Annotated in this window: 27 protein-coding genes and 1 pseudogene; 22 read left to right on the top strand and 6 right to left on the bottom strand. The window is 41.2% G+C overall.

The window, feature by feature from the left end; translation table 11 throughout:
• Genes G602_RS0113105 through G602_RS0113090 form a run of 4 tightly spaced genes read right to left on the bottom strand, consistent with a single transcriptional unit; the run spans nt 1 to nt 4,337 of the window.
• Nucleotides 1-993, bottom strand: a complete 993-nt coding sequence (locus G602_RS0113105; protein ID WP_026659438.1) for an ABC transporter ATP-binding protein — start codon at nt 991-993, stop codon at nt 1-3.
• A complete protein-coding gene (locus tag G602_RS26545) occupies nt 990-1,814 on the bottom strand; it encodes an ABC transporter permease (protein ID WP_081676004.1) in 825 nt (274 codons plus the stop codon). The genes G602_RS0113105 and G602_RS26545 overlap by 4 nt, the downstream gene beginning before the upstream one ends.
• Nucleotides 1,811-2,728, bottom strand: coding sequence for an ABC transporter permease (locus G602_RS0113095; RefSeq protein WP_242835601.1), 918 nt, complete (start codon nt 2,726-2,728; stop codon nt 1,811-1,813). The genes G602_RS26545 and G602_RS0113095 overlap by 4 nt, the downstream gene beginning before the upstream one ends.
• Before the next feature lie 13 nt (nt 2,729-2,741).
• A complete protein-coding gene (locus G602_RS0113090; protein WP_026659436.1) occupies nt 2,742-4,337 on the bottom strand; it encodes an ABC transporter substrate-binding protein in 1,596 nt (531 codons plus the stop codon).
• Nucleotides 4,338-4,551: 214 nt separating this feature from the next.
• Here G602_RS0113090 and G602_RS29005 point away from each other — a divergent pair, with 214 nt between their 5' ends.
• The 22 genes and pseudogenes from G602_RS29005 to G602_RS32225 form a co-directional block, all read left to right on the top strand.
• Complete coding sequence (locus tag G602_RS29005; RefSeq protein WP_049945218.1) at nt 4,552-7,269, top strand: hybrid sensor histidine kinase/response regulator; 2,718 nt, start codon at nt 4,552-4,554, stop codon at nt 7,267-7,269.
• Between the two features lie 25 nt (nt 7,270-7,294).
• Nucleotides 7,295-8,944, top strand: a complete 1,650-nt coding sequence (locus G602_RS0113075; protein WP_196808671.1) for an ABC transporter substrate-binding protein — start codon at nt 7,295-7,297, stop codon at nt 8,942-8,944.
• A gap of 59 nt (nt 8,945-9,003) precedes the next feature.
• Nucleotides 9,004-9,186, top strand: a complete 183-nt coding sequence (locus G602_RS0113070) for a hypothetical protein (protein WP_026659434.1) — start codon at nt 9,004-9,006, stop codon at nt 9,184-9,186.
• A gap of 128 nt (nt 9,187-9,314) precedes the next feature.
• Entirely contained in the window at nt 9,315-9,689 is a 375-nt protein-coding gene (locus tag G602_RS0113065) for a VOC family protein (protein WP_026659433.1), read from the top strand.
• A 233-nt stretch (nt 9,690-9,922) separates the two neighbouring features.
• Nucleotides 9,923-11,116, top strand: coding sequence for a tyrosine-protein phosphatase (locus tag G602_RS0113060; RefSeq protein WP_026659429.1), 1,194 nt, complete (start codon nt 9,923-9,925; stop codon nt 11,114-11,116).
• Nucleotides 11,117-11,143: 27 nt separating this feature from the next.
• The gene (locus G602_RS0113055; RefSeq protein WP_026659427.1) at nt 11,144-12,220 is read left to right on the top strand and encodes a GGDEF domain-containing protein; all 1,077 of its coding nucleotides are present in this window, start codon (nt 11,144-11,146) and stop codon (nt 12,218-12,220) included.
• A 241-nt stretch (nt 12,221-12,461) separates the two neighbouring features.
• Nucleotides 12,462-12,695, top strand: a complete 234-nt coding sequence (locus G602_RS0113050; RefSeq protein WP_044932062.1) for a Fur family transcriptional regulator — start codon at nt 12,462-12,464, stop codon at nt 12,693-12,695.
• 34 nt (nt 12,696-12,729) lie between these two features.
• A complete protein-coding gene (locus G602_RS0113045; RefSeq protein ID WP_026659425.1) occupies nt 12,730-13,428 on the top strand; it encodes an ABC transporter ATP-binding protein in 699 nt (232 codons plus the stop codon).
• 11 nt (nt 13,429-13,439) lie between these two features.
• Complete coding sequence (locus G602_RS0113040) at nt 13,440-15,761, top strand: ABC transporter permease (protein WP_026659424.1); 2,322 nt, start codon at nt 13,440-13,442, stop codon at nt 15,759-15,761.
• Between the two features lie 18 nt (nt 15,762-15,779).
• Nucleotides 15,780-17,066 carry a phosphopyruvate hydratase gene (eno, locus tag G602_RS0113035; protein WP_026659422.1) on the top strand — a complete coding sequence of 429 codons (1,287 nt, stop codon included), beginning with the start codon at nt 15,780-15,782 and terminating at the stop codon, nt 17,064-17,066.
• Nucleotides 17,066-17,278 (top strand): hypothetical protein, encoded by a 213-nt coding sequence (locus G602_RS0113030; protein WP_026659421.1) that lies wholly within the window; start codon nt 17,066-17,068, stop codon nt 17,276-17,278. Before eno ends, G602_RS0113030 begins: the two co-directional genes overlap by 1 nt.
• A gap of 1 nt (nt 17,279) precedes the next feature.
• Nucleotides 17,280-17,408 (top strand): L-2-amino-thiazoline-4-carboxylic acid hydrolase, encoded by a 129-nt coding sequence (locus G602_RS32235; protein ID WP_081676008.1) that lies wholly within the window; start codon nt 17,280-17,282, stop codon nt 17,406-17,408.
• 179 nt (nt 17,409-17,587) lie between these two features.
• A complete protein-coding gene (locus G602_RS32230) occupies nt 17,588-18,106 on the top strand; it encodes an ATP-binding cassette domain-containing protein (protein ID WP_081676007.1) in 519 nt (172 codons plus the stop codon).
• A gap of 111 nt (nt 18,107-18,217) precedes the next feature.
• Complete coding sequence (locus G602_RS0113020; protein ID WP_026659419.1) at nt 18,218-18,832, top strand: L-2-amino-thiazoline-4-carboxylic acid hydrolase; 615 nt, start codon at nt 18,218-18,220, stop codon at nt 18,830-18,832.
• An 88-nt stretch (nt 18,833-18,920) separates the two neighbouring features.
• The gene (locus G602_RS0113015; protein ID WP_026659418.1) at nt 18,921-19,700 is read left to right on the top strand and encodes a class I SAM-dependent methyltransferase; all 780 of its coding nucleotides are present in this window, start codon (nt 18,921-18,923) and stop codon (nt 19,698-19,700) included.
• A 22-nt stretch (nt 19,701-19,722) separates the two neighbouring features.
• Nucleotides 19,723-19,938: a hypothetical protein gene (locus G602_RS26530; protein ID WP_044932060.1), complete on the top strand. Its 216-nt coding sequence runs from the start codon at nt 19,723-19,725 to the stop codon at nt 19,936-19,938.
• Nucleotides 19,939-19,982: 44 nt separating this feature from the next.
• On the top strand, nt 19,983-20,345 hold the full coding sequence (locus tag G602_RS26525; protein ID WP_049945216.1) for a hypothetical protein: 363 nt from the start codon (nt 19,983-19,985) through the stop codon (nt 20,343-20,345).
• Nucleotides 20,335-21,102: an alpha/beta fold hydrolase gene (locus G602_RS0113005; protein ID WP_044932058.1), complete on the top strand. Its 768-nt coding sequence runs from the start codon at nt 20,335-20,337 to the stop codon at nt 21,100-21,102. Before G602_RS26525 ends, G602_RS0113005 begins: the two co-directional genes overlap by 11 nt.
• Before the next feature lie 141 nt (nt 21,103-21,243).
• Nucleotides 21,244-21,843, top strand: coding sequence for a TetR/AcrR family transcriptional regulator (locus G602_RS0113000; RefSeq protein ID WP_044932057.1), 600 nt, complete (start codon nt 21,244-21,246; stop codon nt 21,841-21,843).
• 34 nt (nt 21,844-21,877) lie between these two features.
• Nucleotides 21,878-23,665, top strand: a complete 1,788-nt coding sequence (locus tag G602_RS0112995) for an ABC transporter ATP-binding protein (RefSeq protein ID WP_026659414.1) — start codon at nt 21,878-21,880, stop codon at nt 23,663-23,665.
• Nucleotides 23,658-25,394 (top strand): ABC transporter ATP-binding protein, encoded by a 1,737-nt coding sequence (locus G602_RS0112990; protein ID WP_026659413.1) that lies wholly within the window; start codon nt 23,658-23,660, stop codon nt 25,392-25,394. Before G602_RS0112995 ends, G602_RS0112990 begins: the two co-directional genes overlap by 8 nt.
• 82 nt (nt 25,395-25,476) lie before the next feature.
• Nucleotides 25,477-25,812 (top strand): annotated as a pseudogene (locus G602_RS32225) (MptD family putative ECF transporter S component); the annotation flags it as partial.
• A gap of 17 nt (nt 25,813-25,829) precedes the next feature.
• Here G602_RS32225 and G602_RS29880 read toward each other — a convergent pair.
• The gene (locus G602_RS29880; protein ID WP_081676006.1) at nt 25,830-26,183 is read right to left on the bottom strand and encodes a heavy-metal-associated domain-containing protein; all 354 of its coding nucleotides are present in this window, start codon (nt 26,181-26,183) and stop codon (nt 25,830-25,832) included.
• 235 nt (nt 26,184-26,418) lie between these two features.
• A partial coding sequence (locus tag G602_RS26515) for a transposase (RefSeq protein WP_044932056.1) occupies nt 26,419-26,701 on the bottom strand: 283 nt, incomplete at its 5' end.

The raw sequence follows: 26,701 nt of genomic DNA, 5'->3' as shown, positions 1-26,701 counted from the left end.
TTATTTACTCCTGTTATTTGCACTAAAGCAGCTGACGAAATGATCCTTTTCAATCTCTGCCTCTTTAGGCTTCTCAAAAAAGCAGCGACGCTGATCATCACTGCATCTTAGACAAAAATCGCATCCGACGGTTTCTTTTCCGAATTCCGGGGTGTTTCCGGGGATAGTCGCCAGATATTCGGGATTTGCATGAATCCTTGGAATGGAAGATAGGAGACCTCTTGTGTAGGGGTGTATAGGTGTTTTAAACAGCTGATCCACCGGCGCTCTTTCCAGGATTCGTCCCATATACATTACATATACTTTGTCACAAAGCGTGGAGACAACACCCATATTGTGCGTGATCACAAGAGCGCTCATATTATGGGTTTCGCACATGTGACGTATCAGTTTCAGAATCTGAGCCTCTATTGTTACATCCAGAGCAGTTGTCGGTTCATCCGCGATAAGTAGGCTTGGTTCACAGATCACAGCCATGGCAATCATGACTCTCTGTCTCATTCCTCCCGAAATCCTGTGAGGGTAGGAATTGTAGTGGCGCTCAGGTTCCGGTATTCCCACTTCTCCAAGGGTTCGTATTACTTTTTCTTTTGCTTCGGAACGATTTTTCACAAGTTTATGTATAAAGAGAACCTCGGCTACCTGATCACCTATTTTCATCATGGGATTTAAGGATGTCATGGGCTCCTGGAATACCATACCTATCTTGGGGCCGCACATTTTGCGCAGTTCTTTTTCTTTTAATCCTGTAATCTCAGTCTGTGAACCGTCCGGATCATTCCAGAGTATGCTTCCATTCATATGAGCAGAGCGTGGGAGAATACCCATAATGGATTTTGCGGTCATGCTTTTGCCGCAGCCTGATTCTCCGACAAGACCTACTATCTTACCACGCGGAATATCCATATCTATTCCCTTTACAATAGGAATATCCTGTTTGTTTCTGGTTACAGAAACAGTAAGATTACTGATTTTAAGTAAAAAATCACTCATAGCTGCCTCCTTTTCGGATCAAGGATATCTCTTATGGCATCTCCCAAAAAATTAAAAGAAAGTACCAGCAGCATGACCATGCCTGAAGGAGCAAGTGAAAGCCAGGGCATCTGAAAAAGATACTGACGTGAATAACCTGTCATGAGACCAAGTGATACCTGTGGAGGCTGAATACCGATACCTAAAAAGCTTAGTGTGCTTTCTGCAAGAATTGAAGAGGGTATGTTAAGAGTAAAAAGTACAATAAGTGTAGGAATAAGATTCGGGATGATATGGAAAAAAATTATGCGGCCTTGTCCTGCACCGGTTATGATAGCAGCTTCAATATATTCTTTTTGGTAAATCTCCAATGCTCTGGTCCTGACAACTCGGGCAATTCCACCCCATTCGATCAGAATCAGCGCGATTACAACGGAGGAGAGTGAACCACCGAAGGTGTATAAGACAACCATTGAAAGAAGCATTCCCGGGATTGACAGCATTACATCTGCAAACCGCATTATGGCAAAGTCAATCACACCATTGAACAAAGCAGAGCATACACCGGCAAAGGTTCCGACAACTACAGCCAGGGCGGTTGGTAACAGAGCGATAAAAAGAGAAACACGTGTCCCATAGAGAATCCTGGTGAGTACATCCCGTCCCAGCTCATCGGTCCCAAAGAGATGGCCGTTTCCCGGTGCCATCAGTCTGTGTGCCAAATCCTGGCTTGTCTCACTATATTTGGACAAAAGAGGCGCCAGTGTAGACAGAATGATGACAACCAATATGACAGCACCTGATATCAGGGCAGTTTTGTTTTGTCTGAGTAATTTAATCATCCTAACCTTAACCTCGGATTAAGAAGTGTATTGATGAAATCGGCCAGAATACCGCCCACTGCGATTAGAAAAGCCGTGAACAGGACTGTGCCCTGCAAAAGAGGCATGTCTCTTGTCTGCAGTGCAGTAAGAGCTAGCTTTCCCAACCCCGGAATGCTGAACACGCTCTCTGTGATAACTGCTCCGGACAGCATCTCGGCGAGCTGTAGTGCCATCATTGTGATAACGGGCAGAATTGCATTTTTAAACGCATGGAATATAACAGCTTTTTTGTAGATGAGACCCTTTGCCCTTGCTGTGTCCATGTAGTTTGCATCCAGTTCATCCATGAGACTGGAACGCATGAGCCTGGCAACACTTCCTGCACTGTTCCAGCCAAGAGCAATTGCGGGCAGAATCATAGAAACAATACTTCCGTCATATACAAGAGGCAGAAGAGAAAGGCGATAATAAAATAAATACTGCAGGAATAGAGCCACCATAAATACCGGGACAGATATTCCTAAAAGAGCGGTCCCTCGGAACAGATAATCAGGGAAATGGTCATTATACATGGCAGAGAAGATACCGGAAACAATTCCCATTGTCCATGCAAATACTATGGACAAAAGCGTCAACCTTATAGTATATGGGAAAGCTTGTAAAATCAGGGATGATACCGGTTGCTGCATATAATAGCTTTGCCCCAGATCACCTCTTAAGACGCCGCCAAGATAGCCAAAGAACTGTTCCGGAAGACTCTTATCAAGACCCATGGACTTAGTCAGTCTGTCAATATTTGCCTGACTGACATGCTCATTTAATAAAACGGAGGCAGGATCTCCCGGAATGATTCTGAGCATGACAAATATCAGTGCAATAACCAGAATCATAACGATGATTATGCCCAATAATCGTTTTGGAAGTTCCTTCAAAATAAAGCCTCCTTTATTTCAATGTGATCTGATCAAAGTATATGTCACTCCAGCCTGCCCAATGGGGAATAAAGGTTTCCACTCTGTCACTTATGACAAAGAGATGTTTTGTAGAAAACATAGGTACGCAGGCTGCATCATCCTGAAGGATTTTCTTTTCCAGAGCTTCATACTCCGCTAATCTGTCAGCCTCTTTTCCAATTGTTTTTGCAGCAGCAACGCGTTGTATTACAGAGTCATCACTGTAGTTTAGTGAGCGGAGCTTTACATTATCCTTACTTCCGAAAAAGGTATAAATGATATTGTCCGGATCATTGTAATCAAGGAGCCAAAATGCCCAAAAACAAGGCATCTCACCACTGTTTCTAAGATCTAAGTAACTTGCATGATCAATTGACCTGATGCTGGCATTTATACCGACAGCTTTAAGGTTTTCTGAGATTACCTGAACAGCGTTTTTTATGGAGTCGTTTGCTGTTGAATCAAGGCATATTTCCAGATCAAAGCCATCTGCATATCCTGCATCTGCAAGGAGTTTTTTTGCGTTATCGGGATCATACTTAAGCCAGCCCTGATTGTTTTTACTGTAACCAACGCATCCTGTGGGGAAAATACCATCTTCAAGCTTTCCGTCGCCGGCGAAAATAGAATTGAGGATGGATTCACGGTTAATGGCCTGCTGAATTGCTTTTCTTACCTGAACATTTCCTAAAGGCTCGATATTTTCATTCATTAAAATGAAATTCTGGCCCAGTCGGTCTACAGAAACGATACGATCCTTGTATGTATCTGTTTTATAGGTGGAATTAACGATGGCTGAGTCAAGGAAGAGACAATCAAGAATATCCAGATCGCCCTTCTGGAAGGCCAGATCCATGGCCTGAGGCTCCATGACCTTCATATCAACCTTTTTTACTGACGGCTCAGGACCCCAGTAGCGAGGATTATATTCGAAGACTAGTCCGCTTCCTCTGGTCCATTCTTTTATTATGTATGGTCCGGAGCCTATTGTTTTTCCCGGAACCATGCCAAAATCATCTCCGGCCTCAGTGACGTTTTTTTCAGAATAAATAACCATGGCAGGAGTGGCCAAAAGAGAAGTGAAGCCTGAAAAAGGTGCAGTAAGCGTTATGGAGAAATTTTTATCATCCTCTACTGTGATGCCGCGAAGGGAATCAGCCTTGCCATCAAGCATATCCTGTGCACCATCAATTATTATGACGCAATCTGTCTGGGCACTGTCAGGAAGCTTTAAAATACGCTCGAAGGTGAACTTCACATCCTGTGCTGTCAGAGGAGTACCATCTGAAAATACAACACCGTCTCTTAATGTAAAGTGATAAGTCAGTGCATCATCTGAAAGCTCGTATTTTTCCACAAGACTATTATCTATTCTTGTAGAGCCATCATCATTCTTCTTTAAGGAAAAGAGCGTGTCAAACACGTTCATGGGTACGATGTAGTCATTGGTTGTTTTGTGGGAATCCATAGTGACGATATCCGCGCTAAGCGCAAGATGAACAGTATCATTCTTACTTCCGGATTTTCCGCAGCCGCTAAGGGCAAGGACTGCTATTAGAATTAGCATCCACATATACTTTCTGATCATGTTATACCCTCCTAAGAAATCATTTAATAGTGATATTTTATCATTTGTTTGGGAAAAGGATTCATTTTGACTAAATTGTTTATACATATTTAAGACAATTTAAGACAATTTTTTTTTTAATATTGATAATATTGATATTAGGGAAGCTGTTGTTTGGACGCTCTTCCAATGTTTTTTCCTGGTAATGTATACATTGCGGAAAGGATTGATCAGCGTGAAGTCAATACGAACAAAATATACACTGCTGACAGTGTGTGCCATTGTCATAGCAGTTAGCATAGTCAGCGTAATCGCAGTTTTTGACATCAACAGACTTGGTAACAACGATGCGGATCAAATGCTGTATATATTGTGCGAGACCGGACAGAAGAATCTGAATGCCTACTTTGAAAGTGCGGAACATTCTGTGACGAAGCTGGAAGAACTCACAAATGCGGATCTGGAGGTAACGAAGCCCGATGAGTTAAAGGCACACATAGAGCGTATGCGTATCGCATTTGATAAGATCATGTCTAAATCAAATGGTGTTTTGACGTATTATTATCGGATTGATCCTGAGGTATCAAAGAAAATCAAGGGGTTCTGGTATACCAACCTTGACGGGGATGGATTTACAGAACACGAGGTGACGGATATTACGCTTTATGATACCAACGATACCAGTGAACTTCAGTGGTTCACTGTTCCGAAGGCTACCGGGCATCCGGCATGGCTCTCACCATACATTACAGATAGCATTGATGTGCGTGTTATATCCTATAATGTCCCGATTTATTGGAATTCCGAGTTTATCGGGGTAATAGGTGCTGAGATTGACTACTCACTTATGTCAGCGGAAGTTAAGCATATTACATTGTATGATAACGGTTACGCCTTTATCTCGGATATGGATGGTAATCTGATATATCATCCTTATATTGATGCGACCATACTGACGGATATGAGTGTGCCGGATGTTCCCCCGGAGCTTATAACTGATGAAAGTCATTTTCAATACAAAATTGATGGAGTAGAAAAGCTTGGAGTGGGGCTTCCGCTAGAGAATGGGATGCGTCTTAATGTATCGGTACCATTATCTGAGGTCAACAGAATATGGAAGTCAATGGTAGTACATATAGTGATAGTATCCATTCTTTCATTGATCATTCTTGGTGTCATTATGAGCAGGTTTACTTTGCAACTGACGAAACCTCTTGAGGAATTGACAAAAGCCACCAGACAGGTGGACAAAGGGGATTATAATATTGAACTTAGTTACAAAGGAAATGATGAGGTTGGTGTACTGACACAAACCTTTTCAAATCTGGTAAGTAACCTTCAGAATGAGATCCATGCCCTGGCTGAATCAGAACAGGCAAATAAGGCCAAGACTTCATTCCTATCCAATATGAGTCATGAGATTAGGACACCTATTACGACAGTGCTTGGAATGAATGAGCTCATCTGCAGGGAAACCGAGGATGAGAATATTCTCAGATATAGTGATAATATCCGTATAGCGGGTAACAATCTTCTGGGTATTATCAATGATATTCTGGATTTCTCCAAGATTGAGGCAGGAAAAATGGAACTCATACCTGCATCGTATGCCGTGAGGAACCTTATTGGAGATCTTTATACTATGCTACAGCTCCGTGCAGCTGATAAAGGACTGAGCATGCGACTCGATATCGATCCGCATCTTCCCACAGAGCTTATCGGGGATGTGCTTCGTCTAAAGCAGGTAATAACCAATCTGCTTACCAATGCCATAAAGTATACAGAAAAAGGTACGGTTACCTTTACTGTATCTCTTAAGAATAAAGATGAAAAGAATGCGAAAATATATGTTGCGGTTTCAGACACCGGCATCGGTATTAAAGACGAGGAGATGCATAAGCTTTTTGAGAAGTTTGACAGGCTGGATACTAAAAGGACCTATAACATCGAAGGAACGGGGCTTGGTCTTGCCATAACAAGGAAGCTTCTTATCATGATGGGAACCGACATTGATGTTAAGAGCGTCTATAATAAGGGATCGACATTCTCGTTTAATCTGGAACAGGAGATTGCGGATCCGACAGAGATAGGCCGGCTTGACGAGGAAACGGTATCCGCTCGGGATCATACGCGGCGTGATAGTTTTTCCTTCATCGCTCCAAACAGTCATATCCTTGTTGTGGATGATACGATCATGAATCTGGAAGTTATCAAAGGGCTCCTGAAACCGACGCAGATACAGATCGATACAGCGACCAACGGACCGGAATGTATCGAGATGTTTAGTGCACATTCCTATGACATGGTATTCCTGGATTATAGGATGCCACAGATGAATGGTGTAGAGACACTGAAGATCATAAAAGAGAAGGAACCGGAGAAGGCATCTGCTACGCCAATAATCTCATTGACTGCAAACGCTATTCAGGGAGAGCGGGAGCGTATGATCGATGCCGGATTTACCGACTATCTTTCTAAGCCGGTAAATATCTCCGAAATGGATGATATACTGCTCAAATATTTACCTGAGTATGCTGTGGAATTAACATCCGATAACGACGCTGAGGAAGAAAATCCCTACGAGGGAATTCCGGAGGAGGCTTTCAACTGTACATGGCTTGATCCGAAGGAGGGCGTCGAATATTGCGGAAGCGGTGAAATCTACATGCAAGCGCTTGAAATTTTTGTCAACACGACTGAAGAAAAAGCAGAAATAATAGAAAAATGCGTGGCAGAAGAGGACATCGAACTTTATACGGTCACTCTTCACGCTTTGAAGGGAGCTTCTTTGACTATTGGCATGAAAGATTTTTCTGCACGAGCTAAAGAGCTTGAATTTGCGGGAAAAGGAAATGATATAGAAATGATTAAACGTGATACACCGGAGTTCCTTAAGTTTTATCGTAAGACGAGGGATGACCTGGAAGCTATATTGGCAAAAGCCGCGAATTAATGTTTTTCACAGAAAGGTGGGTAATATGATGAACCACAAAATCAAGAAATCCGTGTGCCTGCTGATAACTATTTTTCTTTTTACTGCTTTGATGTCGGGGTGTTCATCTTCGACCGATGACGCCAAAAGTTCGAAGGAGGCAGCAAGTGCTGAGCCGGACGAGTCAAAGTTTTTGATAGCTGTTGAGGAAGAACCGGACACAGTGGACTTCCAGTGTACATCCATACACTATACGATTGCCCAGAATGTTTTCGACCGTCTTGTGGAAATGGAAAGCAACGCCCACGGCAGTGCGGTTGTTTTGCCTTCCCTGGCGAAGGAATGGGAAGTATCGGATGATGGTTTAACCTATACCTTCCATCTTCGTGAGGGTGTAACCTTCAGCAACGGATCACCGCTGACAGCTTCTGATGTGTTGTATTCATTTACAAGACTGTTGACTCATCCTGATTCCTGCAATCAGGACATTGTTGATGTAATCGCAGGTGCAGGTAAATTGGAATCAGGAGAGACAGATCAGCTTGAAGGGTTTAAGGTCCTGGGAGATCTTGATTTTTCCATTACCTTAGAGGAACCGTTTGCCGCATTTTTACCGTGCCTGTCAATGCCGGGGGCATCTATTATGGATGAGGAAACAACAACTGAAGCGGGAGACCGTTTTGGAACTGATCCGGAATGGGCAATCGGAACAGGATCCTTTGTTCTGTGGAAATGGAATAAAGGAGAAGGGATGCTTCTTAAAGCCAATAAGGATTGCTGGAACGGAGCTCCTAAGTGTGAAGGTCTGAATCTGAGATTTTTGTCTGATGGTGAAGAGATTTCGGAATTATTTGATAAGGGTGAACTGGATGTTTTGGATCTGGACGGAATCGGTAGTGTAGCAGATAAATATCTGGCTAATGATTCTTATAAAGATCGGTTGTTCCGTGCACATCCTGTAGGTATCACGTATATAGCTATCAACGAATCAATAGAACCGCTAAATGATGTATCCGTAAGGAAGGCTCTGCAGCTGGCATTAGACAGAGAGGCGCTTTTGGATATGTGTTTAGACGGCAGGGGCGTGATTGAACAGGGAATATTCCCCCATGGTCTAAGTGGATACAATGAAGATTTACCGGAGATTCCCTATGATCCGGATGAGGCGGCAAAGCTTCTTGCCGAAGCCGGCTACGGAGATGGCTTCGAAATGGCTATAAGTGTTAAATCTTCTGCATCTTCGTGGGAAAAGTCGATGATGGAATTAGCTGCCTCAATGTGGGAGAAAATCGGGGTTAAGGCAACGGTTGAGGTTATCGATGAATCCGAGTGGATGACGCTTAGAAAGAGTGGAAAGCTTGCATGCTACGAGGCAACCTGGACTGCGGATTATAATGATCCTGATAATTTCATCTATACCTTTTTTGGCAACAAGGGTAACACGACCTTCCGAAGCCTGTGCTATCCGCGAGAGGATATCATGGAAAGGGTTACTGATGCCCGTGCTATCACGAATAAGGATGAACGAATCAAGGAATACAGGGATTTGGAAAAGACGATAATTCAGGATGATGCAGCATGGATCCCGCTGTTTTCGCGTATCCGTTTTTATGTGAAGGGAGAGCGTCTGGGTGGTATAAAGGCATCCTGGAACGGATCAGTGAAGAATAACTATAGGAATATGACAATAAATTAACTGTTCAGTTTTTCCACGAGAATTGATGAACAGGTTTTTGAGAAAGGAAGAGTTATTATATGAAGCGTTCAAAGGTTGCGGGAGGTCTTGCAGCTGCAGGGACAGCCTGTATGGCGGTAGGAAGTCTCGTGGGACAGTCCAAAAGAATATTAAGACTAAGACTCCGGGATACTGAGTTTGATAAGACAACCTCTAAGAAGGTCAAAAGGATTCAATCCGGTGAAAAAGGAAGATTGTTATAGCAGATATTTTTTCTGTTTTCTTTATTCTTTGTTAATTGTATTGCCGTAGATACCATTTTATAATTTAAAAGGTTGAATTGAGCACTATTTAATGTGTATTTTAAAATAATCAGACAGGAGGTAATTCAATGAAAATTACTGGTTTTTGCCCGTTAATTGTAACAAAGGATCCTGAGGCTGTAATGAAGATTTTTGAGGATCTTGGTTTTGAGAAGAAGCATACTAAGACTGATATCGAGGGTGGAGACAATACAAACTATGCTATGAAGGATGCCAACGGAAATCGAATCAATATAGCCAGTTCGGAGACCATACCTCAGGATATAACATCCATGAGCATAAATGTTGATAATTTCCAGGAAGCTTATGATTTCCTGATTGCTCATGGGTTCGTAAATCCTCGCGGAGATAAAGTTACAGATACCAGTTCTTCGAGGGCAACAATGCTCTTTGCGCCCTCAGGCTTTCCGGTGACAATATCTGAGCATATTAAGAAAGACTAATAGCCTGTAATTATACAGCTCTGTTTCGGGTTTAATAATCCGGGATAGGGCTGTTTTTTTATTTCATAGGGGTGTTACCCAAATTGTGATAGAAAGTGCGAAAATACTGATTATTTATGGATTGTTAAGACATATTTTATAATGAGTTTTCTCTTGTGACTTAAAATTAGTATGTAAGTATAACATTAAAATTGGTCATTATGTACGTGTAAAGAAGCTGAGGTAAAAAGATTATGGGAAAAAAGAAGTGGATAGTGTTGTCTATTGTAACAGCGCTGATATTATGTGCCGGTCTAAGAGGACAGTTATTCGCTAATGCAGAGGACGCAAAGGCATTTGTTGCATATTCCGATCTTGAGAATATATCACAGTACGGCAATCTCACACTTATGACAGATAAAATCGTCTCAGAGAGTGATTTAAACAACGCCGGAATAGAATATGGCGATTTGGTAGAGGTCAGTTTTCTTGATCAAAAATTGCAGATGCCCGTAGTACGCGATTTTGGTGAGGTTGCTCAGGGAGAATTATTGCTTCACATTAAGAAAGATGCAGCGGAACTGGCAATCAATATGGATGATTTTGCATCAACCTATATAGCGGACATAACATCCCATGACGACGGTTCTTTTGAATGGACATATAAAAAGGGAATAGAAGGACCGGTTGAATTTACCATAACCCTTAAGGAAAAGCAGGGATATTATAAGGAGTATCAGGAGGAGATTGCTGATGCGCTCAAATATACAGATGAGCGTTCTGACTATCCTCAGCTTAGTGATGAAGAGTTTGCCAACTTCAGGGTGATTGCTACAACCGGAATGGGCAAAAATATTCTATACAGAACATCATCACCTATAAATCCAAAGCATAAGCGCAGCACCTATGCAGATGCGGCCATTGAGAAGGCGGGCGTTGTGACAATAATGAATCTTGCTGACAGCATGAAAAAGGCTAAATCATTTAAAGGATATGCTAAAACCTATTATTCAACGACGAATTTTGTAGCTCTTGATATGGGACTTGCCTTTAATACAGATGAATTCAGAAAGAAGATGGCTGAAGGGCTTGTATTTTTTGCAAATAATAAAGGTCCTTATGCCGTTCACTGTAAAGAGGGAAAGAATCGCGCAGGAGTAGCTTCTGCACTTCTTGAATGCTTTATGGGAGCAACCTATGATGAAATTGTAAGCGATTACATGGTCACCTATTACAATTATTACGGAATAAAACCCGGAGACAAGAGATACGATGATATTGCACAAAAAAACATTGTAGCTATTCTGCAGACTATGTTTAACGTAGATGATCTTAAGACGGCTGACCTTTCTAAAGAGGCGGAAGAGTTTTTTAAGGAGATTGGCCTTAGCGATGAGGATATAGAGAATCTTAGAAATAACCTTAGTGAAAGCAGATCTGACCAATAACTGATTGCTGTTTTATGAGGGCATGGCATGGAATGGGTGGAATTTTCTGATATTATAGGAATAGCAATTGTTATTTATGTTGCTGTTCTGGCTCATTATAACGTCCATATGAAAAGGGATGTTAAGCTTGGCATGCTCTTTTCCGGCGCTGCACTGGCCATTTTGTATGTCTTTGACATGTCTTGGTATGTTGTTGTCTATAAATGGCCTGATTCCTCACACACAGATTTTATACTCAATTTTATAACTTGCATTGTTTATCTTATGATTCCTCTTGGGCTAAGCACATTTTTTACCATATATACCCACAGGAGAAAGAGAGTAAGGCATTATATCGGCCTTTTAGTCATTCTGATTATTGCAGTAATAGATATTGTCAATATTTTTATTCCCATACTTTTCAGACATGAGGACAAAGTAATGTATTTTGAACCTCTGGCTATTATAATGCACATTTTATGCTTTGTAGCATTCATTATTATGCTGGTAGACATGGTAATGGCGATGTCCTCTGATTATGAAGACATTTTCCTGGGCGCATTTGTAGGTCTTACGATGTTTATCGGACTTATTGCATCATGGGTAAACTATGATCTAAAGACACTATGGGTAGCGTATGGCATTTCATATCTGCTTATGTATCTGGCTGTTGCTGAATTATACAACAAAAAGGACGTAATAACGGGACTTCCCAACAGAAATGCTTATGAAAAATATATCGCTCATATAAAGGATAACTATAAATCTATTATGATGATAGATATGAATGAATTGAAGCATTATAACGATACCATGGGACATGAAATGGGAGACAAATATATATATGCGACGGCACGGACTCTGGCTGAGGCTTTTGAAGGCTATGGAAAGCTTTACAGAATAGGTGGGGACGAGTTTTGTATTATTTCCAGGGATTCAGGAAAAGAATTAGCGAAAATAGCTCAGAAGCTTCTTGATGAAGGGCGGTGTTATGTCAAATATGGGGATTTTCCCATAAATTTCGCATATGGAATAGGTGAAAGAGAAAATGGGGATATAGCGGCAGTTGTCTTGAATAAAGCAGATCAGGAAATGTATATAAACAAAGAGCAAAGAAATCGTTGATAAAAAGTTTCCCCAAAATGGTCAGAGATATTGACAATTATTCTTAATAAGAATATCCTATGTATAAATGTTAGCAATTGCTAATATTCGTTGCGCTGCGCTAACGTATATGGCATAGGGCTTATATTTGAGTGCTAAAAAACCCATTAATTGAGGGCTTTTATTTTTTAGATATGGGTTAGCGAATGCTAACAATTCATGCAAAGCACAATAATACACTACTATGGGCGGAGACAAAACTATGAGTAATGAACAGATAATTACTGCATTAAGAGATAGCGGTATGAGGATAACCAAGCAAAGAATGGTAGTAGCGAATGTTATTGCGGAGAATGATGGGGCTTCATGCAAGGATATATGCTGTATTGTCAGAAACAGGGATAAATCCATAGGTACCGCTACCGTATATCGTATGATAAAAGCGCTGGAAGACATAGGCGTAGTTGAGAGAATTGATATGATTAAGCTCACATAAAGCCGGGGCTTGATCATAAAGGGGAGTTGAAAAAATGCAGTTGGAATTACAGAATATCAAAAAGTCGTACGGTGAGGGTGGTAGCCGTATAGAGGTCTTAAAGGATATTAGTCTTGGAATAGAGAAAGGCGAATTTGTTGTTCTCCTTGGACCGTCAGGTTCAGGAAAGTCTACCCTCCTTAACATAATAGGGGGAATCGATAATGCCGATTCAGGCAAAATAATAATCAGAGAAAAAAGCATGTCAGATATGGATGAAAAGGCGCTTACTGCCTACAGAAGGGAGCATCTGGGATATATTTTTCAGATGTATAATCTCATTCCGAATCTTACAGTCAGAGAAAATATTGAGGTCGGAGCGTATCTGTCCAGGAAACCTCTTAATATTGATGAAATTATAGAAGTTTTGGGGCTTAAGGAACATCAGAACAAACTGCCAAGCCAGCTATCGGGTGGACAGCAGCAGAGATGCGCTATAGGCAGAGCCATAGTAAAAAATCCTGACATTTTGTTATGTGATGAACCGACAGGAGCGCTGGATTACAATACTTCAAAGGAAATACTCGCTCTTATAGAGGAGGTCAATCAGAAATATGGCAATACAGTAATCATGGTCACTCATAACGACGCCATAAAGAATATGGCCGATTTTGTTGTAAAGCTAAGGGATGGAGTGATCAGAAAGAGTTATAGAAATGAAGTAAAGCAAACAGCTGCAGAACTTGACTGGTAAAGGAGCAGGATATGAGAAATCCGTTAAATAAGAGGCTCCTGAAGGAACTGACAGGTGATATGGGAAAATACATAGTTATTTTTATTTTGCTTGTACTTTCCATAGGCTTTGTATCAGGCTTTTTGGTTGCCGGAGAGAGCATGATCAAGGCTTATAATGAGAGCTTTGAAAAATACAATATAGAGGATGGGAACTTTAGGACTGAAGATAAACTTACGCCCGGTAAGAAGGAGTCAATAGAGAAAAAAGGAGTAAGAGTATTCGAGAATTTCTATGTGGAGAAAGAATTCGATAACAACACGAAGCTAAGGATATTTGCCAACAGAGAGGAGATTGACAAGGTCTGCGTAATGGAAGGGAGTCTTCCGCAAAAGTCTTTGGAAATAGCCATAGACAGAATGTATGCAGACAATAATAACCTGAGTGTAGGAAATACACTTGTTTCCGGTGAAAAAGAATATAAGATAGTCGGACTTGTGGCATTATCTGACTACAGCGCGCTTTTTTACAGCAATAATGATATGATGTTCGACTCATCTGCGTTTGGAGTTGCGGTTGTAGCGAGAGAACAGTTTGATGAGTATGATGAAAACGAGCTCCACTATAATTATGCGTGGCTATATGATAAGAAGCCTGTCGGCGAAGAAGCTGAGAAGGAAGTATCCGATGAACTTATGGAATCCATTGCAAGGAAGGTTACACTTGAGAATTTCATTCCCGGATATTTAAACCAATCTATTACTTTTACCGGTGAAGATCTTGGGAGTGACAAGGCCATGGTAGAGGTCCTCCTGTATATCATTATCATCATTGTGGCTTTTGTTTTCGGAGTGACGATAAACAACACCATACATAAAGAAGCCACTGTTATAGGCACTCTTCGGGCATCAGGATATACGATAAATGAGCTTATAAGGCACTATATGGCCATGCCGCTTATTGTTACCATTATTGCAGCTATTTTCGGCAATATCATGGGATATACCTTTTTCAAGGATATTTGTGTGGAAATGTACTATGGAAGCTACTCACTCCCGACTTATGTCACGGTATGGAGTGCTGAAGCTTTTATAAAAACAACCATAATTCCTATGGTCATAATGCTTGTAATAACCTATTTTATTCTGAAAAAAAAGCTGGCACTAAGTCCACTTAAGCTGATAAAGCGTGATTTGTCCGGGAAAAAGCAAAAATCAGCCGTTGCTTTAAATAAACACATAAGATTTTTTGACCGTTTCCGAATCCGAATACTGATTCAGAATAAGAGCAGCTATATCATCCTGTTTATCGGACTATTGTTTGCAAACATGCTTCTATTTTTCGGAATGATGCTTCCCCCGCTTCTTGTGCATTATCAGGGGATAGTAACAGAGACCATGCTTGCGAAGCATATATATCTGCTACAGATTCCAGCCGGAGCTATAGATACGAAGGATGAGCTTTCAGCAGCATTTACATATACTACCTTAAAGCACAAGATAAACACAAATAACAGAACGGCGGAGAAATTTTCAGCGTGCAGCCTTAAGTCCATAGGACAGGATGGAACCAGGATTGAGGATATAACCTTATACGGAGTAAAAAAAGACAGCAAATATATTCATGCCGATTTTGATGACAAAACTGTTTTGGTGTCTTCGCTATATGCAGATAAATTCGGGCTGAAAAAGGGTGATGTAATAACTCTTAAGGAACCTTACGAAGATAAATATTATGGTTTCAAGGTTACGGGAACCTATGATTATGATGGTGGAATCGCAGTATTTATGAGCCAGAAGCATTTAAATGATGTGATGGGGATGGATGAGGAGTTCTTTTCCGGATTCTTTTCAGAAACGGAGATAACGGATATTGATAGTAAGTATATTGGTACAACTGTTGACGAAGAGTCGCTTACCAGAGTATCGAGACAGCTTATGATTTCAATGGGGAGCATCATGTATATGGTAGATGCTTTTTCCGTAATCATGTTCATTGTGCTCATATATCTTTTGTCGAAGCTGATCATAGAGAGGAATGTGCAGTCAATCTCCATGGCAAAGATTCTGGGATATTCAAGAAAAGAAGTTGCTGCTCTGTACATAATACCTACAGCCACTGTGGTAGTATTTTCGTTATTGATTTCATACCCGATTTTGTCCTATGTAATGGTGGGAATATTCAGGGTTATGCTAAAAAAGATGATGAGTGGTTGGATGATTATATGGCTTGATCCGTCAGCTTATGTGAAGATGTTCCTGCTGGGAATACTAACCTATGTGATTGTTGCTGTATTGGAATATAGGAAAATAGGGCGCATTCCAATGAACGAAGCGCTTAAAAACGTGGAGTAAAGGGGCAACTTTACAACAATTGAGAAGGTTATAGGAAGAGAGATTCTGGATTCGAGAGGAAATCCTACTGTTGAGGCGGAGGTTACTCTTGCAGATGGTACTGTAGCAACAGGAACAGCACCCAGTGGAGCATCAACCGGAGAGTTTGAGGCACTGGAGCTTCGTGATGGTGACAAATCAAGATATCTGGGTAAGGGTGTTACAAAGGCAGTAGAGAATATCAATACTGTAATAAACGATGCCATTGTTGGACTGGATGCTTCAGATACTTATGCGGTAGACGCAGCAATGATAAAAGCAGATGGCACGAAAGATAAATCAAAGCTTGGCGCAAATGCGATTCTTGCTGTTTCTATAGCTACTGCAAGGGCAGCTTCTCTGGCACTTGGCATTCCGTTATACAGATTCCTGGGCGGTGTATCCGGTAACAGACTTCCTGTTCCAATGATGAATATCCTTAATGGCGGCGCACATGCAGACAGTGCCGTAGATACACAGGAATTCATGATCATGCCTGTTGGAGCACCTTCCTTCAAAGAGGCTCTTCGTTGGTGTGCAGAGGTATTCCATAACCTCAAGAAGCTCATCAAGGATATGGGCGATGTGACTGCGGTAGGCGATGAGGGAGGCTTTGCACCTAACCAGCTAAAGAGTGACGAGGAAGCTATTGAGAAAATACTTGAGGCAATTAAAGCGGCAGGCTTCGAACCCGGTAAAGACTTCATGATTGCAATGGATGCAGCTGCCTCTGAGTGGAAGAGCGAAAAAGGAAAGGGCTTCTACAAGCAACCCAAGTCCGGAAAAGAATTTACTTCAGATGAGCTGATTGCTCATTGGGAGAGCCTTGTAGATAAATATCCCATCATTTCAATCGAGGACGGACTTGATGAAGAGGATTGGGAAGGCTGGCAGAGAATGACAGCAAAGATCGGTAACAAGGTACAGCTTGTGGGTGATGACCTTTTTGTTACAAATACAGAGCGCCTTAGTAAGGGAATTTCTCTTGGAGCCGGTAACTCAATTCTTATCAAGCTCAACCAGATTGGTTCCGTATCCGAAACGCTTGAAGCTATCAAGATGGCACACAACGCAGGATATACTGCAATTTCTTCGCACCGCTCAGGAGAGACAGCAGATACTACTATTGCAGATCTGGCTGTTGCCCTTAATACCTGCCAGATTAAGACAGGCGCACCAAGTCGTTCTGAGCGTGTGGCAAAGTATAATCAGCTTCTCAGAATCGAAGAGCAGCTTGGCGACAGCGCTGTTTATCCGGGAATGGATGCATTCCATGTAAAAAAATAATGGAAGAACTGTACAAAAATCCGCATTTTTCCGAGTTGAAGTTAATTCTGGAAGATAACTTCCCGGAAAAAGCCAGGTTTATAAAAAGTGTTGAAATCAGACTTGCTGAACTTAAGGAAGAACATAAAGATGATAATCCGGTTCTGAAAGAGGAATGCTTTGAGTATATTTTGCCTGCAATTGCAGTGTATGAAGCAATGAAGAAATTCTGAAATTGTAACCGTATTTTGCGATTCAGATGATGTTTCATTTGGAAACATCTCAGATAACCTTAAGTGGGGGCGCAAGAAAACGATAGGTCGTGGTGATGATCTATGTGATTTCAAATTTACAATTTTCTAATAAGATAAGACCGGATGCTATCATTATTGGTGGTTAGCATCCGGATTTTTAGTATATTAGGAAATTCCTCCGGATTTCCTAATATATAAAAAACGCTCCGCTATGGATGCGCACTCGCGCGTAAGGAAGTAGCTGATAAAGATCCTCAAGTGATATTGGTTCATGAATACAAGGACTATATGACTGCCGAAGAAAAGATAGAGATATTAAAAAGGCAAAAGGAGCTTGAGGGAGTATCTGCCATAGCTGAATTACTGAATGCTGGTTCGGCATACAAAGAGAAGCATATAAATAGTATTGCAAATGACATAAAGCAGACAGGAATTTCGTTTGAACATGTTAATTTTACATATAAAAAAGAGGATGGACAGGTTTTACATGATATAAATCTGGAAATACCACCCGGAACAGTTACAGCACTGGTTGGGCCATCAGGTAGTGGAAAATCCACAATAGCGCAGCTTCTGGCAGGCTTTTATCCTGTTACGGATGGCAGGATTGCCATAGCTGTAAGCCTTATGATGGATAAGGAGATTCTTCTTTTCGATGAGCCTACAAGCGGCCTTGACTATAAAAATATGCTATTATGTGCGGATTTTTTAAAAAAGCTGAGAGATAAAGGAAAGATAGTCATTGTAGTAAGCCACGATGAAGAGTTTATTGATTGTTGCTGTGATGAAATTTACAGGCTGTCATAGCATTGGGGCTTTTTGAGAAAAGTTAGCAATAACTAACAATAAGTGTTATCATGAAGTATGAATAAGAATGAATCAGTGATAAGGCATTTTAATTGAGAGAGGAAATGGAAGATGTCAGGTAGAGCAGAGGAGATAATGCAAAAGAAAGGCTTCATAAAGGCGGAGATGGATAAAGTTTTCACCATGGACCAAAGTGATAAGCTCTGGACGGATGCCACTATTAAGCTTTCGGAGTTTCTTGAAAAGTACGAGTCATTGCCCAAGGGAGTGCATACCCATACCGATAGCAGAATCTTTCCTTCCTCAGCCATCTATTTGACAATAAAGCCAGTAATAGGCGCGGATGCAGCTTATAAGGTAATCGAGGACGCCGCTATTACTGGCTGCGCTGGTATTCAGACTAAACTGGCAAGACTAATGAGAGTTCCGGTAATGAGGGGCCTATTCGTAAAAATGTGGGATCCCTTGACCAAAAAGATATTTGGACCTTCCTGCGGTTTTCAAAATGTTTTTTATCCCAATAAAAAGGGCGAGTACAGGATGGATGTAACGGAATGCCCATACAGGAGATATTTTACGGAGCTGGGATGTCCTGAGCTCACAAAGATATTCTGCGGAAATGATGACAGAGTATATGGTAATCTTCCGGGACTTGAATTCATCAGGACAGGGACTTTGGGCAGAGGCGCTGATAAGTGTGATTTTTACTTGAGGCTGAAGAAATAAAGGGGAACACGTGCTATAGACAGTAGAAAAAGAGAGTGTTATGATTTAGGGTTAGCAATGGCTAACATTATGAGAGGAGGATTTAACTATGGAACTGACTTTTGGTGATGTACAGGAAACAGCGCTTATTCCGCTTGCAATAAAGGCAAGTGAGACAGCAAGATCTAATGCCAGGATAATTGATCTTAAGGCAAAGGAGATCATTGATACGCTTGGTGTTGATGTTAGTAAATACGATCCCTTTTTATCTCATGAGGGCGTAGTTGCCAGGACAATACTTTACAGAAATGAGTTGAAACGGCTTATCGCTCAGTATCCGGATGCACTCTGCATTAATCTTGGATGCGGTTTTGATGACAAGTTTTCCCAGGTGGACAATGGCAGGATCACATGGTTTGATGTGGATCTTCCGGATCAGATAGAGAAGAGGCGTAAGGTGTACTCTGACAGGGACAGATGCACAATGCTTGATGGCAGTGCACTTGACGGAGAATGGACAAGGCGACTTCCTAAGCATGATATGACCATCGTTGTGATGGAAGGTGTTCTAGAGTATTTCTCCAAGGATCAGGTGAAGACATGCATCAATATGCTCTGCGACAGCTTTGAACACGGATACCTCCTTGCAGAGCTTCATTCACCGTTCCTTGAAAAGAATGGTAGCCATCACGATGCTGTGAAGCATACCAATGCAACTTTCGGGTGGGGAACAAAGTCAGGACGCGAATATCTTGACCTTGAACCAAGGATGAGCCTTGTGTCTGAGACGAGTTATAATGAGGAAATGAAGAAGTACTCAATACGCGGAAAGCTCTTTGCTATCGTTGGCAAGAACATCAACAACAGACTTGCAGTATTTAAGTGGTAAAGCATGACAAGGTGATAAGAAAATGCTAAAGAACTACATGAAGGAAGGGCAGAAACTCCCATTATTTGGAGTTGGACCATATATAATCTATGGAATTGCCGTGGTCAATATTACAGGAATTATCTTGTTTAGCTATGCCTTCAAGACAGGAATTTTGTATGAGCCATGGATCCTCATTTTTCGTATTATTGGTGCAGTACTCATCCTTGGTTTCCAAAGCATTCGGACAGACCTTTAGAAGGATACAAACGGATATCTGATGTAAATTTGGAGGAGGAAGACATGTCAGATAGAAAATCCGAGATAAAAAGTGCGTATAAGAGTCTTGGAAAAGCACATAGCTTTTATGATGGGATGATGACCTGCAGTACCTTTATGGGCAGGTTAGTTACAAAGCTTGTGTGGAACATGGACAGAGAGGATGCGCTGGAATACCAGGCAAGAGCTTTTGAGATGATCCCTGCTGACTTTTCAGGGAAACTGCTTGAGGTTCCGGTGGGCACCGGTGTTCTTTCAATGCCGGTGTGGAAAACATTTCCGGACTTAAGGGAATGTACAGCGAGGTCAATGTTTCAAATGTGGAGAGTATTGCGGTATTTCAGTGCAGAAAATAAAAATTGGGAGAGTATGAAAAATGCAATTTGAAGAAATGGGGAATATGTCCGGGAAGACACTTATGTTACTGCCTGGGACATGCTGCGACTGGCAGACAAATTTTGGAACAGTCATACCGGATCTCTCCGAGAAATATCACTTAATATGTGTGAACTACGATGGATTCGACGGAAGCGATGAGATATTTCCGGACATGATTACAGTAACTGAGAAAATTGAGAAGTATATAACGGAGCACCATTCCGGAAGGATTGATGGGGCTATCGGTTCTTCTCTTGGCTCAAGTTTTGTTGGTCAGCTTGTTATGAGAAAGAACGTGCACATAGACCATGCAATCTTTGGCAGTCCGGACCTTGATCAGAGCGGGCCGGTATCTGCAAAGCTCCAGTCTATGCTAGTTGTGCCGCTGCTTACAAGCTTTACAGGTAGTGAGAAAAAAAGAAATAAATCAAAGGAAAAGCTCAAAAAAATCTTTGAAATGGATGATGAGAATGCTGAGAAATTTATGGACTGCTTTTCCAAGTTCAATCCGCAGTCCATTAAGAACGAGTATTACACAGACCTTTTGACACACCTTGAAGATGATATATATGTAGAACACACAAAAGCACATTTTATCTATGCAAATAAGATGGGAGAGAAGTACCTAAAACGCTATAGAAAATATTTCCACGATCCTGATATCAGGGAATTTGACATGCAGCACGAGCAGTGGCTATTTGGTGGGAAAGAATATGCGGAGCCTGTGCTTAAAGCAATAGATGAATTTATGGATATGACTACATAGAGAGTGCTCGCTAGAGCACTCTCTATTTTTGAGAAATTTTATCACTCAAAAATCCAGGAAAACCGTTGACTGACGCATGCATAGCTCATACAATGTTAGCTGTAACTAACAAGTTAACAGCGTTAACATCATAAGGAAAATATGAATACAAAATCAGAAATAATAACCATTGCAAAAGCAGAATTCATGGAAAAGGGCTTTCAGGAAGCCTCCATGAGGAAAATTGCAGCTAAAGTGGGAATAACAGCAACGGCTCTATATCGTCATTATGCCAATAAGGAAGAGATCTTTGATGCGATTGTAGAACCTGCAGTAAGCGCCTGGGATGCGATGTGCCAAACCGAAGAGGTAAGGCAGACCGGTACCGCACGAGAGCATGGACTTGATGCCATGTGGCAAGACACTGAACAGTCAAAGTTTATCGTGGATATGATCTACAAAGATTTCGATACACAAAAACTGCTTTTTTTCAGAAGCAAAGGGACTAAATACGAGAATTATCTGCATGAAGTAGTTACGAAGATTCAGGTGGCGACACTTTCATTTATGAAGGAACTTCAAAATAGCGGAATGCATATCAACCAAGTGGATGAGAAAGAGATGCATCTGCTTTTGAGCGCACAGTATACAGCAATGCTTGAGATGGTTGACCATGATTTTTCTTATGATGAGGCAATTCACCATGCCGAAACCTTAACATCCTTTTTCAAAGAAGGATGGAGAAAATTTCTTGGTTTTTAAAACACATAAAAACACATCAAAGAAGGAGGAACTTATGAAAAAAAGAAGTACATTCTCCTGGGTTTTAGAGTTTGCCGGGAGGAAAAAGAGTTTTTACCTGGGTAGCGTGATACTTGCTATTCTTGGAGTGGCAGCGTCCTTTGTTCCATATCTCATTATTGCAGATATGGTGCGGGAGCTTTTGGCAGGTAATAGGGATTTTAACTATTATCTGAAGGCAGTCATTTTAATGGGAGTATGTTGGATACTAAGAGTAACACTTCATTCGGTATCGACAACGCTTTCTCATGTGGCCACCTTCAACGTGCTTGGTGGCATCAGAAAACAGCTTTGCAAAAAGCTATCTACAATTCCGCTTGGATCAGTTCTCGATGATAACAGTGGAAGCTATAAAAACATCATTGTTGAGCGTGTAGACTCAATGGAGACCACACTTGCTCATATTGTTCCGGAGTTCACTTCAAATATCCTATTACCAATAGTTATGTTCATATATCTTTTAACCCTTGACTGGAGAGTTGGGCTATCCAATCTTATTCCGGCAATTATCGGTGTGGGATTTGCAGCTGTCATGATGGCAAAGAGCCAGGGTGAATTTGAAGTTACAGTGCAAAAGACCAAGTATCTGAACGATACAGCAGTTGAGTATATAAATGGTATAGAGGTCATAAAAGCCTTTGGGAAAACCGGAAGCTCATACGAGAAATTCGTGGTCGCAGCTAAAGAAGGCGCTGACTGCTTCATAAAATGGATGCGGAAATGTATCTGGTGGCAGGCCGGAAGCATTTCGTTTATGCCTGCTACATTTCTTGGAGTTCTGCCGGTGGGACTTATTCTTGTTAAAGGCGGAAGCCTTACTCCCGAAAATTTCATTACCTGCGTAATCTTATCAGCAGGACTGATTTCACCGCTTGTTATAGCCTTTTCATATATGGATGACATCATGAAGATGAAGACTATCTTTGGCGAAGTTACAGAGATTATCGAGAGGAAGGACATGGTAAGACCTGCTACGCTTTCAAAGAAGCCTGTAGGCTCTGATATTGAGCTTAAGGGTGTGAAGTTTTCATATAAAGACAAGGAAATTCTTCACGGAATTGACATGGAGATAAAGCAGGGTGAGGTCAATGCTTTTGTAGGCCCCTCCGGCTCAGGAAAGAGTACAATTGCAAGACTTATCGATTCTCTTTGGGACGTTGATGAGGGAAGTATCACATACGGAGGCGTAGATATCAGGGAGCTGCCCCTTGATTACTATACAGGTCAGATTGCCTATGTTGCGCAGGATAACTATCTCTTTGACATGACCATAATGGAAAACATCAGACTGGGTAAAAAAGGCGCCACAGATGAAGAAGTCATAAATGCAGCAAAAGCATCAGGATGTCACAACTTCATCCTTGGCCTTGAGAATGGCTATGACACAGTTGTTGGCGGAGCCGGCGGACATCTGTCAGGAGGTGAGAGACAGCGAATATGCATAGCAAGAGCGATGCTGAAAAATGCGCCTGTAGTTATTCTTGATGAAGCAACAGCTTATACAGATACTGAAAATGAAGCACTTGTTCAGGAAAGTGTGGCAAAACTCGTGCAGGGAAAGACCCTGATTGTTATTGCCCACAGGCTTTCAACTATAAAAGATGCGGATAAGATTTTCGTAATAAATGATGGAAATATTGAGGCATCAGGTATCCACACAGAGCTGCTTGGAAGCTCAATTCTCTATAGAAAGATGTGGGAAGCACATACAATGGCAAAGGATAATGATTTAACGGAAAACGGGGACGACTCTGATGTCGGAAAGGAGGCTGCAAATGCTTGATATGCTTCGCAAGTTCTTTGATTTCTGTAGCAAGGAGGATAGAACCAAGTTCTATAAATCAGTCGCACTGGGTGTTCTTGATGCTATGTTCGGAGCAATGAAGATTCCTGCTGCTTTCTTCGCAATAAGCGCAGTTGTAAACAGAAGCATTGATGCTAATACATTTATTACTGTCATGGGATTTATGCTTGTCAGTACCATCGGAAAAATGGTAGTAAACAGATTTTCCCAAATGCTTCAGACAGAGGCCGGTTACAATACCTGTTGCGCCAAAAGAATAGAAATAGGTCAGCATTTAAGATACCTTCCTATGGGTTATTTTAACGATACCAGCCTTGGACATATCACTTCCGTAACAACCAATACACTTGAGCAGACCGGGGATATCGCAACCCGCGCGATTATGATGGTTCTTCAGGGAAGCATTACAACTATTGTAATCGGAATAGGAATGTTCATATTTGATGTGAGAATAGGCATTATTTCAGTAATCGGAATATTTATTTTCTTCCTGTTCAACAAGTACACAAACTATAGTGTTGAAAAGGTTGCTGGCGAGAAGCTTGAATCGGATAAGGACATGGTTGGCGTGGTTTTGGAGTTTATCCAGGGCATAGCCGAGATACGAAATTACAACATCATTTCCCAGAACAGTACCAGATTATCCAAGGCTATTGAAAGGAAGACAAAAGCTGATATAGGCGCAGAAGTTGCAGCAATACCGGCAGTCGGCGTCCAGATGCTTATATGTAAGCTTATCGGCGTCGTAATAGCGGGAGCGTCTGTCTACTTTTATCTTACAGGCACCATGGAGCTTACTTATACAATAACCATGCTTCTGTGCTCATTTATGGTATTTGAAGCTCTGGATATGGCAGGAATATATACAGCACTTTTGAAAATCATTGGCAGAGGAGTAGACCTTGTAAACGAAATACTTGAGATAGAACAAATGGATATAAATGGCGAGGATATTCGCCCAGCAAATAAAGATATTCATCTTGAGCATGTCAGCTTTGCCTATGAAAACCGGACAATCATTGACGATGTGACGCTTGATATAAAAGAGAATACTACTACCGCGATTGTTGGTCCCTCAGGCGGCGGAAAGACAACAATCACATCTCTTATTGCCAGATTCTGGGATGTAAAGTCAGGAAAAGTAACACTTGGTGGAAGAGATGTAAGGGACTACAGTTTTGATTCCCTAATGGAGAATTTCAGCTTTGTATTTCAGAGGGTTTACTTATTTGAAGATACTATTGCTAACAACATCCGCTTTGGACGACCTGAAGCATCGATGGATGATGTCATAGCAGCTGCTAAAAAGGCCTGTTGTCATGATTTTATCATGGGACTTCCTGATGGATACGAGACAGTTGTTGGAGAAGGCGGTGCAACTCTTTCAGGTGGCGAAAAGCAAAGAATTGCAATCGCCCGCGCAATCATGAAGGATGCACCGATTATCATCCTTGATGAGGCTACAGCCAATGTTGATCCCGAAAATGAAAAAGAAATCACGCAGGCCATTGAGAACCTGACTAAGGAAAAGACCATTATCATGATAGCCCACAGGCTTAAGACAGTAAGACATGCTGACCAGATAGTTGTAATTGATAAAGGCAAAATTGTTCAGCAGGGTAAGCATGATGAGCTGATGGAGCAGGATGGAATTTATAAGAACTTTGTCAGTGGAAGAAAACAGGCTGTTAGCTGGAAGATAGCGTGATTTTTTAGAAAATCATGCCTTCCCCCTCTGGGGGAAGGTGGCACGAAGTGCCGGATGAGGGGGTTACTTAGAATAAAGTTTATTGGAGGAAAAAAAGGAAACAAAGAAATTAACAGCAAAAGATTTTATTACAGTTGGAATTTTTACAGCAATATGGTTTGTGGTTGAGTTTGCATGTGGAATGCTTGGATACATTCACCCATACATCGTTGCATCTTACGTAGTGCTGCTTCCGCTTGCAGGCGCAATTCCCATGATGCTTTTTTACAGTAAAATCGAGAAGTTTGGAATGATCACCATCATGTTAGTTCTTATAGCAATCATTATGTTTGTGACAGGAATGGGATTTCTCGGCGCACCGCTGATAATCATTACGGGACTTGCAGCTGACCTTATCGCAAAGGCGGGGGATTATAAGAATTTCAAATGGAAAGGTCATAAGACAACCTTAAAATCCAGGTTTTCGATAGCATTTACAAAAACATCAGTATCAATATTTCTGTCAAATTCGATATCTACAATACCTTTTTTCAAATTTACTTTGCAAGACGCGCCGTCAATACTGTTGATGACGCGTTTTACTCTGTTTCTGCAATTTTCACAGTGCATTCCTTCCACTTTTAGGGTCACTTTGCCAATAACAGGATTTTCCAGCTTTTTATCGGGTTCCTTTACGACAGAGCTTCCACCGCCGCAGCATCCTCCTTCTCCCTTGAAATGTTTTATTGAGCCTCTGAGAGCAAAGCCTATGATAGCCAGGATTACTACCGCTGCAATTATATTTGACATTTTGTTTGATTCCTTTCGTATTCTTAAAAATTTATTTGATAAATATTATCAATCAACATTATTGAACTATTGGTTAGCATATTCTAACATAAATAGTTAGATATTGCTAACGTTATTTTTGCAAGCTTTTTAGCAAATAATCTGGCTGTTTGAAAGAAAAGTTGAGGGAGGATTATATGAGCCTAAGTGAATTAGAAAAAAACAAGCAGGCAATAGTAGTCCGTGCAAAAATTAACTAGACCGTTTTTGCTATATCCTCTGCTGCATCGATTTCATCCATTTTGTATTTCCAATGATGCACCACCGGAGATTGATTTATCTCCTCAAAGTATAGATAAATGCGATCAACAAGTTCTTGTTTAGTGCCTACCCTTATTCCACGTAGCATCTGGCGTGTCATTTTGCCAAAGAAACCTTCTATCATGTTAAGCCATGACCCATGCTTTGGAGTGAATACAAATAAAAATCTGCCTTGCATTGTTTCCAAGAAAGCTTTTGTTTTCCTTGAAGTATGCACA

This window comes from Butyrivibrio sp. AC2005, assembly GCF_000424145.1.
Lineage (GTDB): Bacteria > Bacillota > Clostridia > Lachnospirales > Lachnospiraceae > Butyrivibrio.
This window is presented reverse-complemented; position numbering and strand designations above follow the sequence as displayed.

Coding starts and splice junctions, on each gene's coding strand:
- G602_RS26530 (WP_044932060.1), top strand. CDS start 19,723: ATGCTAAAGAACTACATGAAGGAAGGGCAGAAACTCCCATTATTTGGA.
- G602_RS0113015 (WP_026659418.1), top strand. CDS start 18,921: ATGGAACTGACTTTTGGTGATGTACAGGAAACAGCGCTTATTCCGCTT.
- G602_RS0113040 (WP_026659424.1), top strand. CDS start 13,440: ATGAGAAATCCGTTAAATAAGAGGCTCCTGAAGGAACTGACAGGTGAT.
- G602_RS0113045 (WP_026659425.1), top strand. CDS start 12,730: ATGCAGTTGGAATTACAGAATATCAAAAAGTCGTACGGTGAGGGTGGT.
- G602_RS0113020 (WP_026659419.1), top strand. CDS start 18,218: ATGTCAGGTAGAGCAGAGGAGATAATGCAAAAGAAAGGCTTCATAAAG.
- G602_RS0113090 (WP_026659436.1), bottom strand. CDS start 4,337: ATGATCAGAAAGTATATGTGGATGCTAATTCTAATAGCAGTCCTTGCC.
- G602_RS0113070 (WP_026659434.1), top strand. CDS start 9,004: ATGAAGCGTTCAAAGGTTGCGGGAGGTCTTGCAGCTGCAGGGACAGCC.
- G602_RS32230 (WP_081676007.1), top strand. CDS start 17,588: ATGACTGCCGAAGAAAAGATAGAGATATTAAAAAGGCAAAAGGAGCTT.
- G602_RS0112995 (WP_026659414.1), top strand. CDS start 21,878: ATGAAAAAAAGAAGTACATTCTCCTGGGTTTTAGAGTTTGCCGGGAGG.
- G602_RS29880 (WP_081676006.1), bottom strand. CDS start 26,183: ATGTCAAATATAATTGCAGCGGTAGTAATCCTGGCTATCATAGGCTTT.
- G602_RS26525 (WP_049945216.1), top strand. CDS start 19,983: ATGTCAGATAGAAAATCCGAGATAAAAAGTGCGTATAAGAGTCTTGGA.
- G602_RS0112990 (WP_026659413.1), top strand. CDS start 23,658: ATGCTTGATATGCTTCGCAAGTTCTTTGATTTCTGTAGCAAGGAGGAT.
- G602_RS0113005 (WP_044932058.1), top strand. CDS start 20,335: ATGCAATTTGAAGAAATGGGGAATATGTCCGGGAAGACACTTATGTTA.
- G602_RS0113030 (WP_026659421.1), top strand. CDS start 17,066: ATGGAAGAACTGTACAAAAATCCGCATTTTTCCGAGTTGAAGTTAATT.
- G602_RS0113050 (WP_044932062.1), top strand. CDS start 12,462: ATGAGTAATGAACAGATAATTACTGCATTAAGAGATAGCGGTATGAGG.
- G602_RS26545 (WP_081676004.1), bottom strand. CDS start 1,814: ATGATTAAATTACTCAGACAAAACAAAACTGCCCTGATATCAGGTGCT.
- G602_RS0113105 (WP_026659438.1), bottom strand. CDS start 993: ATGAGTGATTTTTTACTTAAAATCAGTAATCTTACTGTTTCTGTAACC.
- G602_RS0113075 (WP_196808671.1), top strand. CDS start 7,295: ATGATGAACCACAAAATCAAGAAATCCGTGTGCCTGCTGATAACTATT.
- G602_RS0113060 (WP_026659429.1), top strand. CDS start 9,923: ATGGGAAAAAAGAAGTGGATAGTGTTGTCTATTGTAACAGCGCTGATA.
- G602_RS0113000 (WP_044932057.1), top strand. CDS start 21,244: ATGAATACAAAATCAGAAATAATAACCATTGCAAAAGCAGAATTCATG.
- G602_RS0113055 (WP_026659427.1), top strand. CDS start 11,144: ATGGAATGGGTGGAATTTTCTGATATTATAGGAATAGCAATTGTTATT.
- G602_RS0113065 (WP_026659433.1), top strand. CDS start 9,315: ATGAAAATTACTGGTTTTTGCCCGTTAATTGTAACAAAGGATCCTGAG.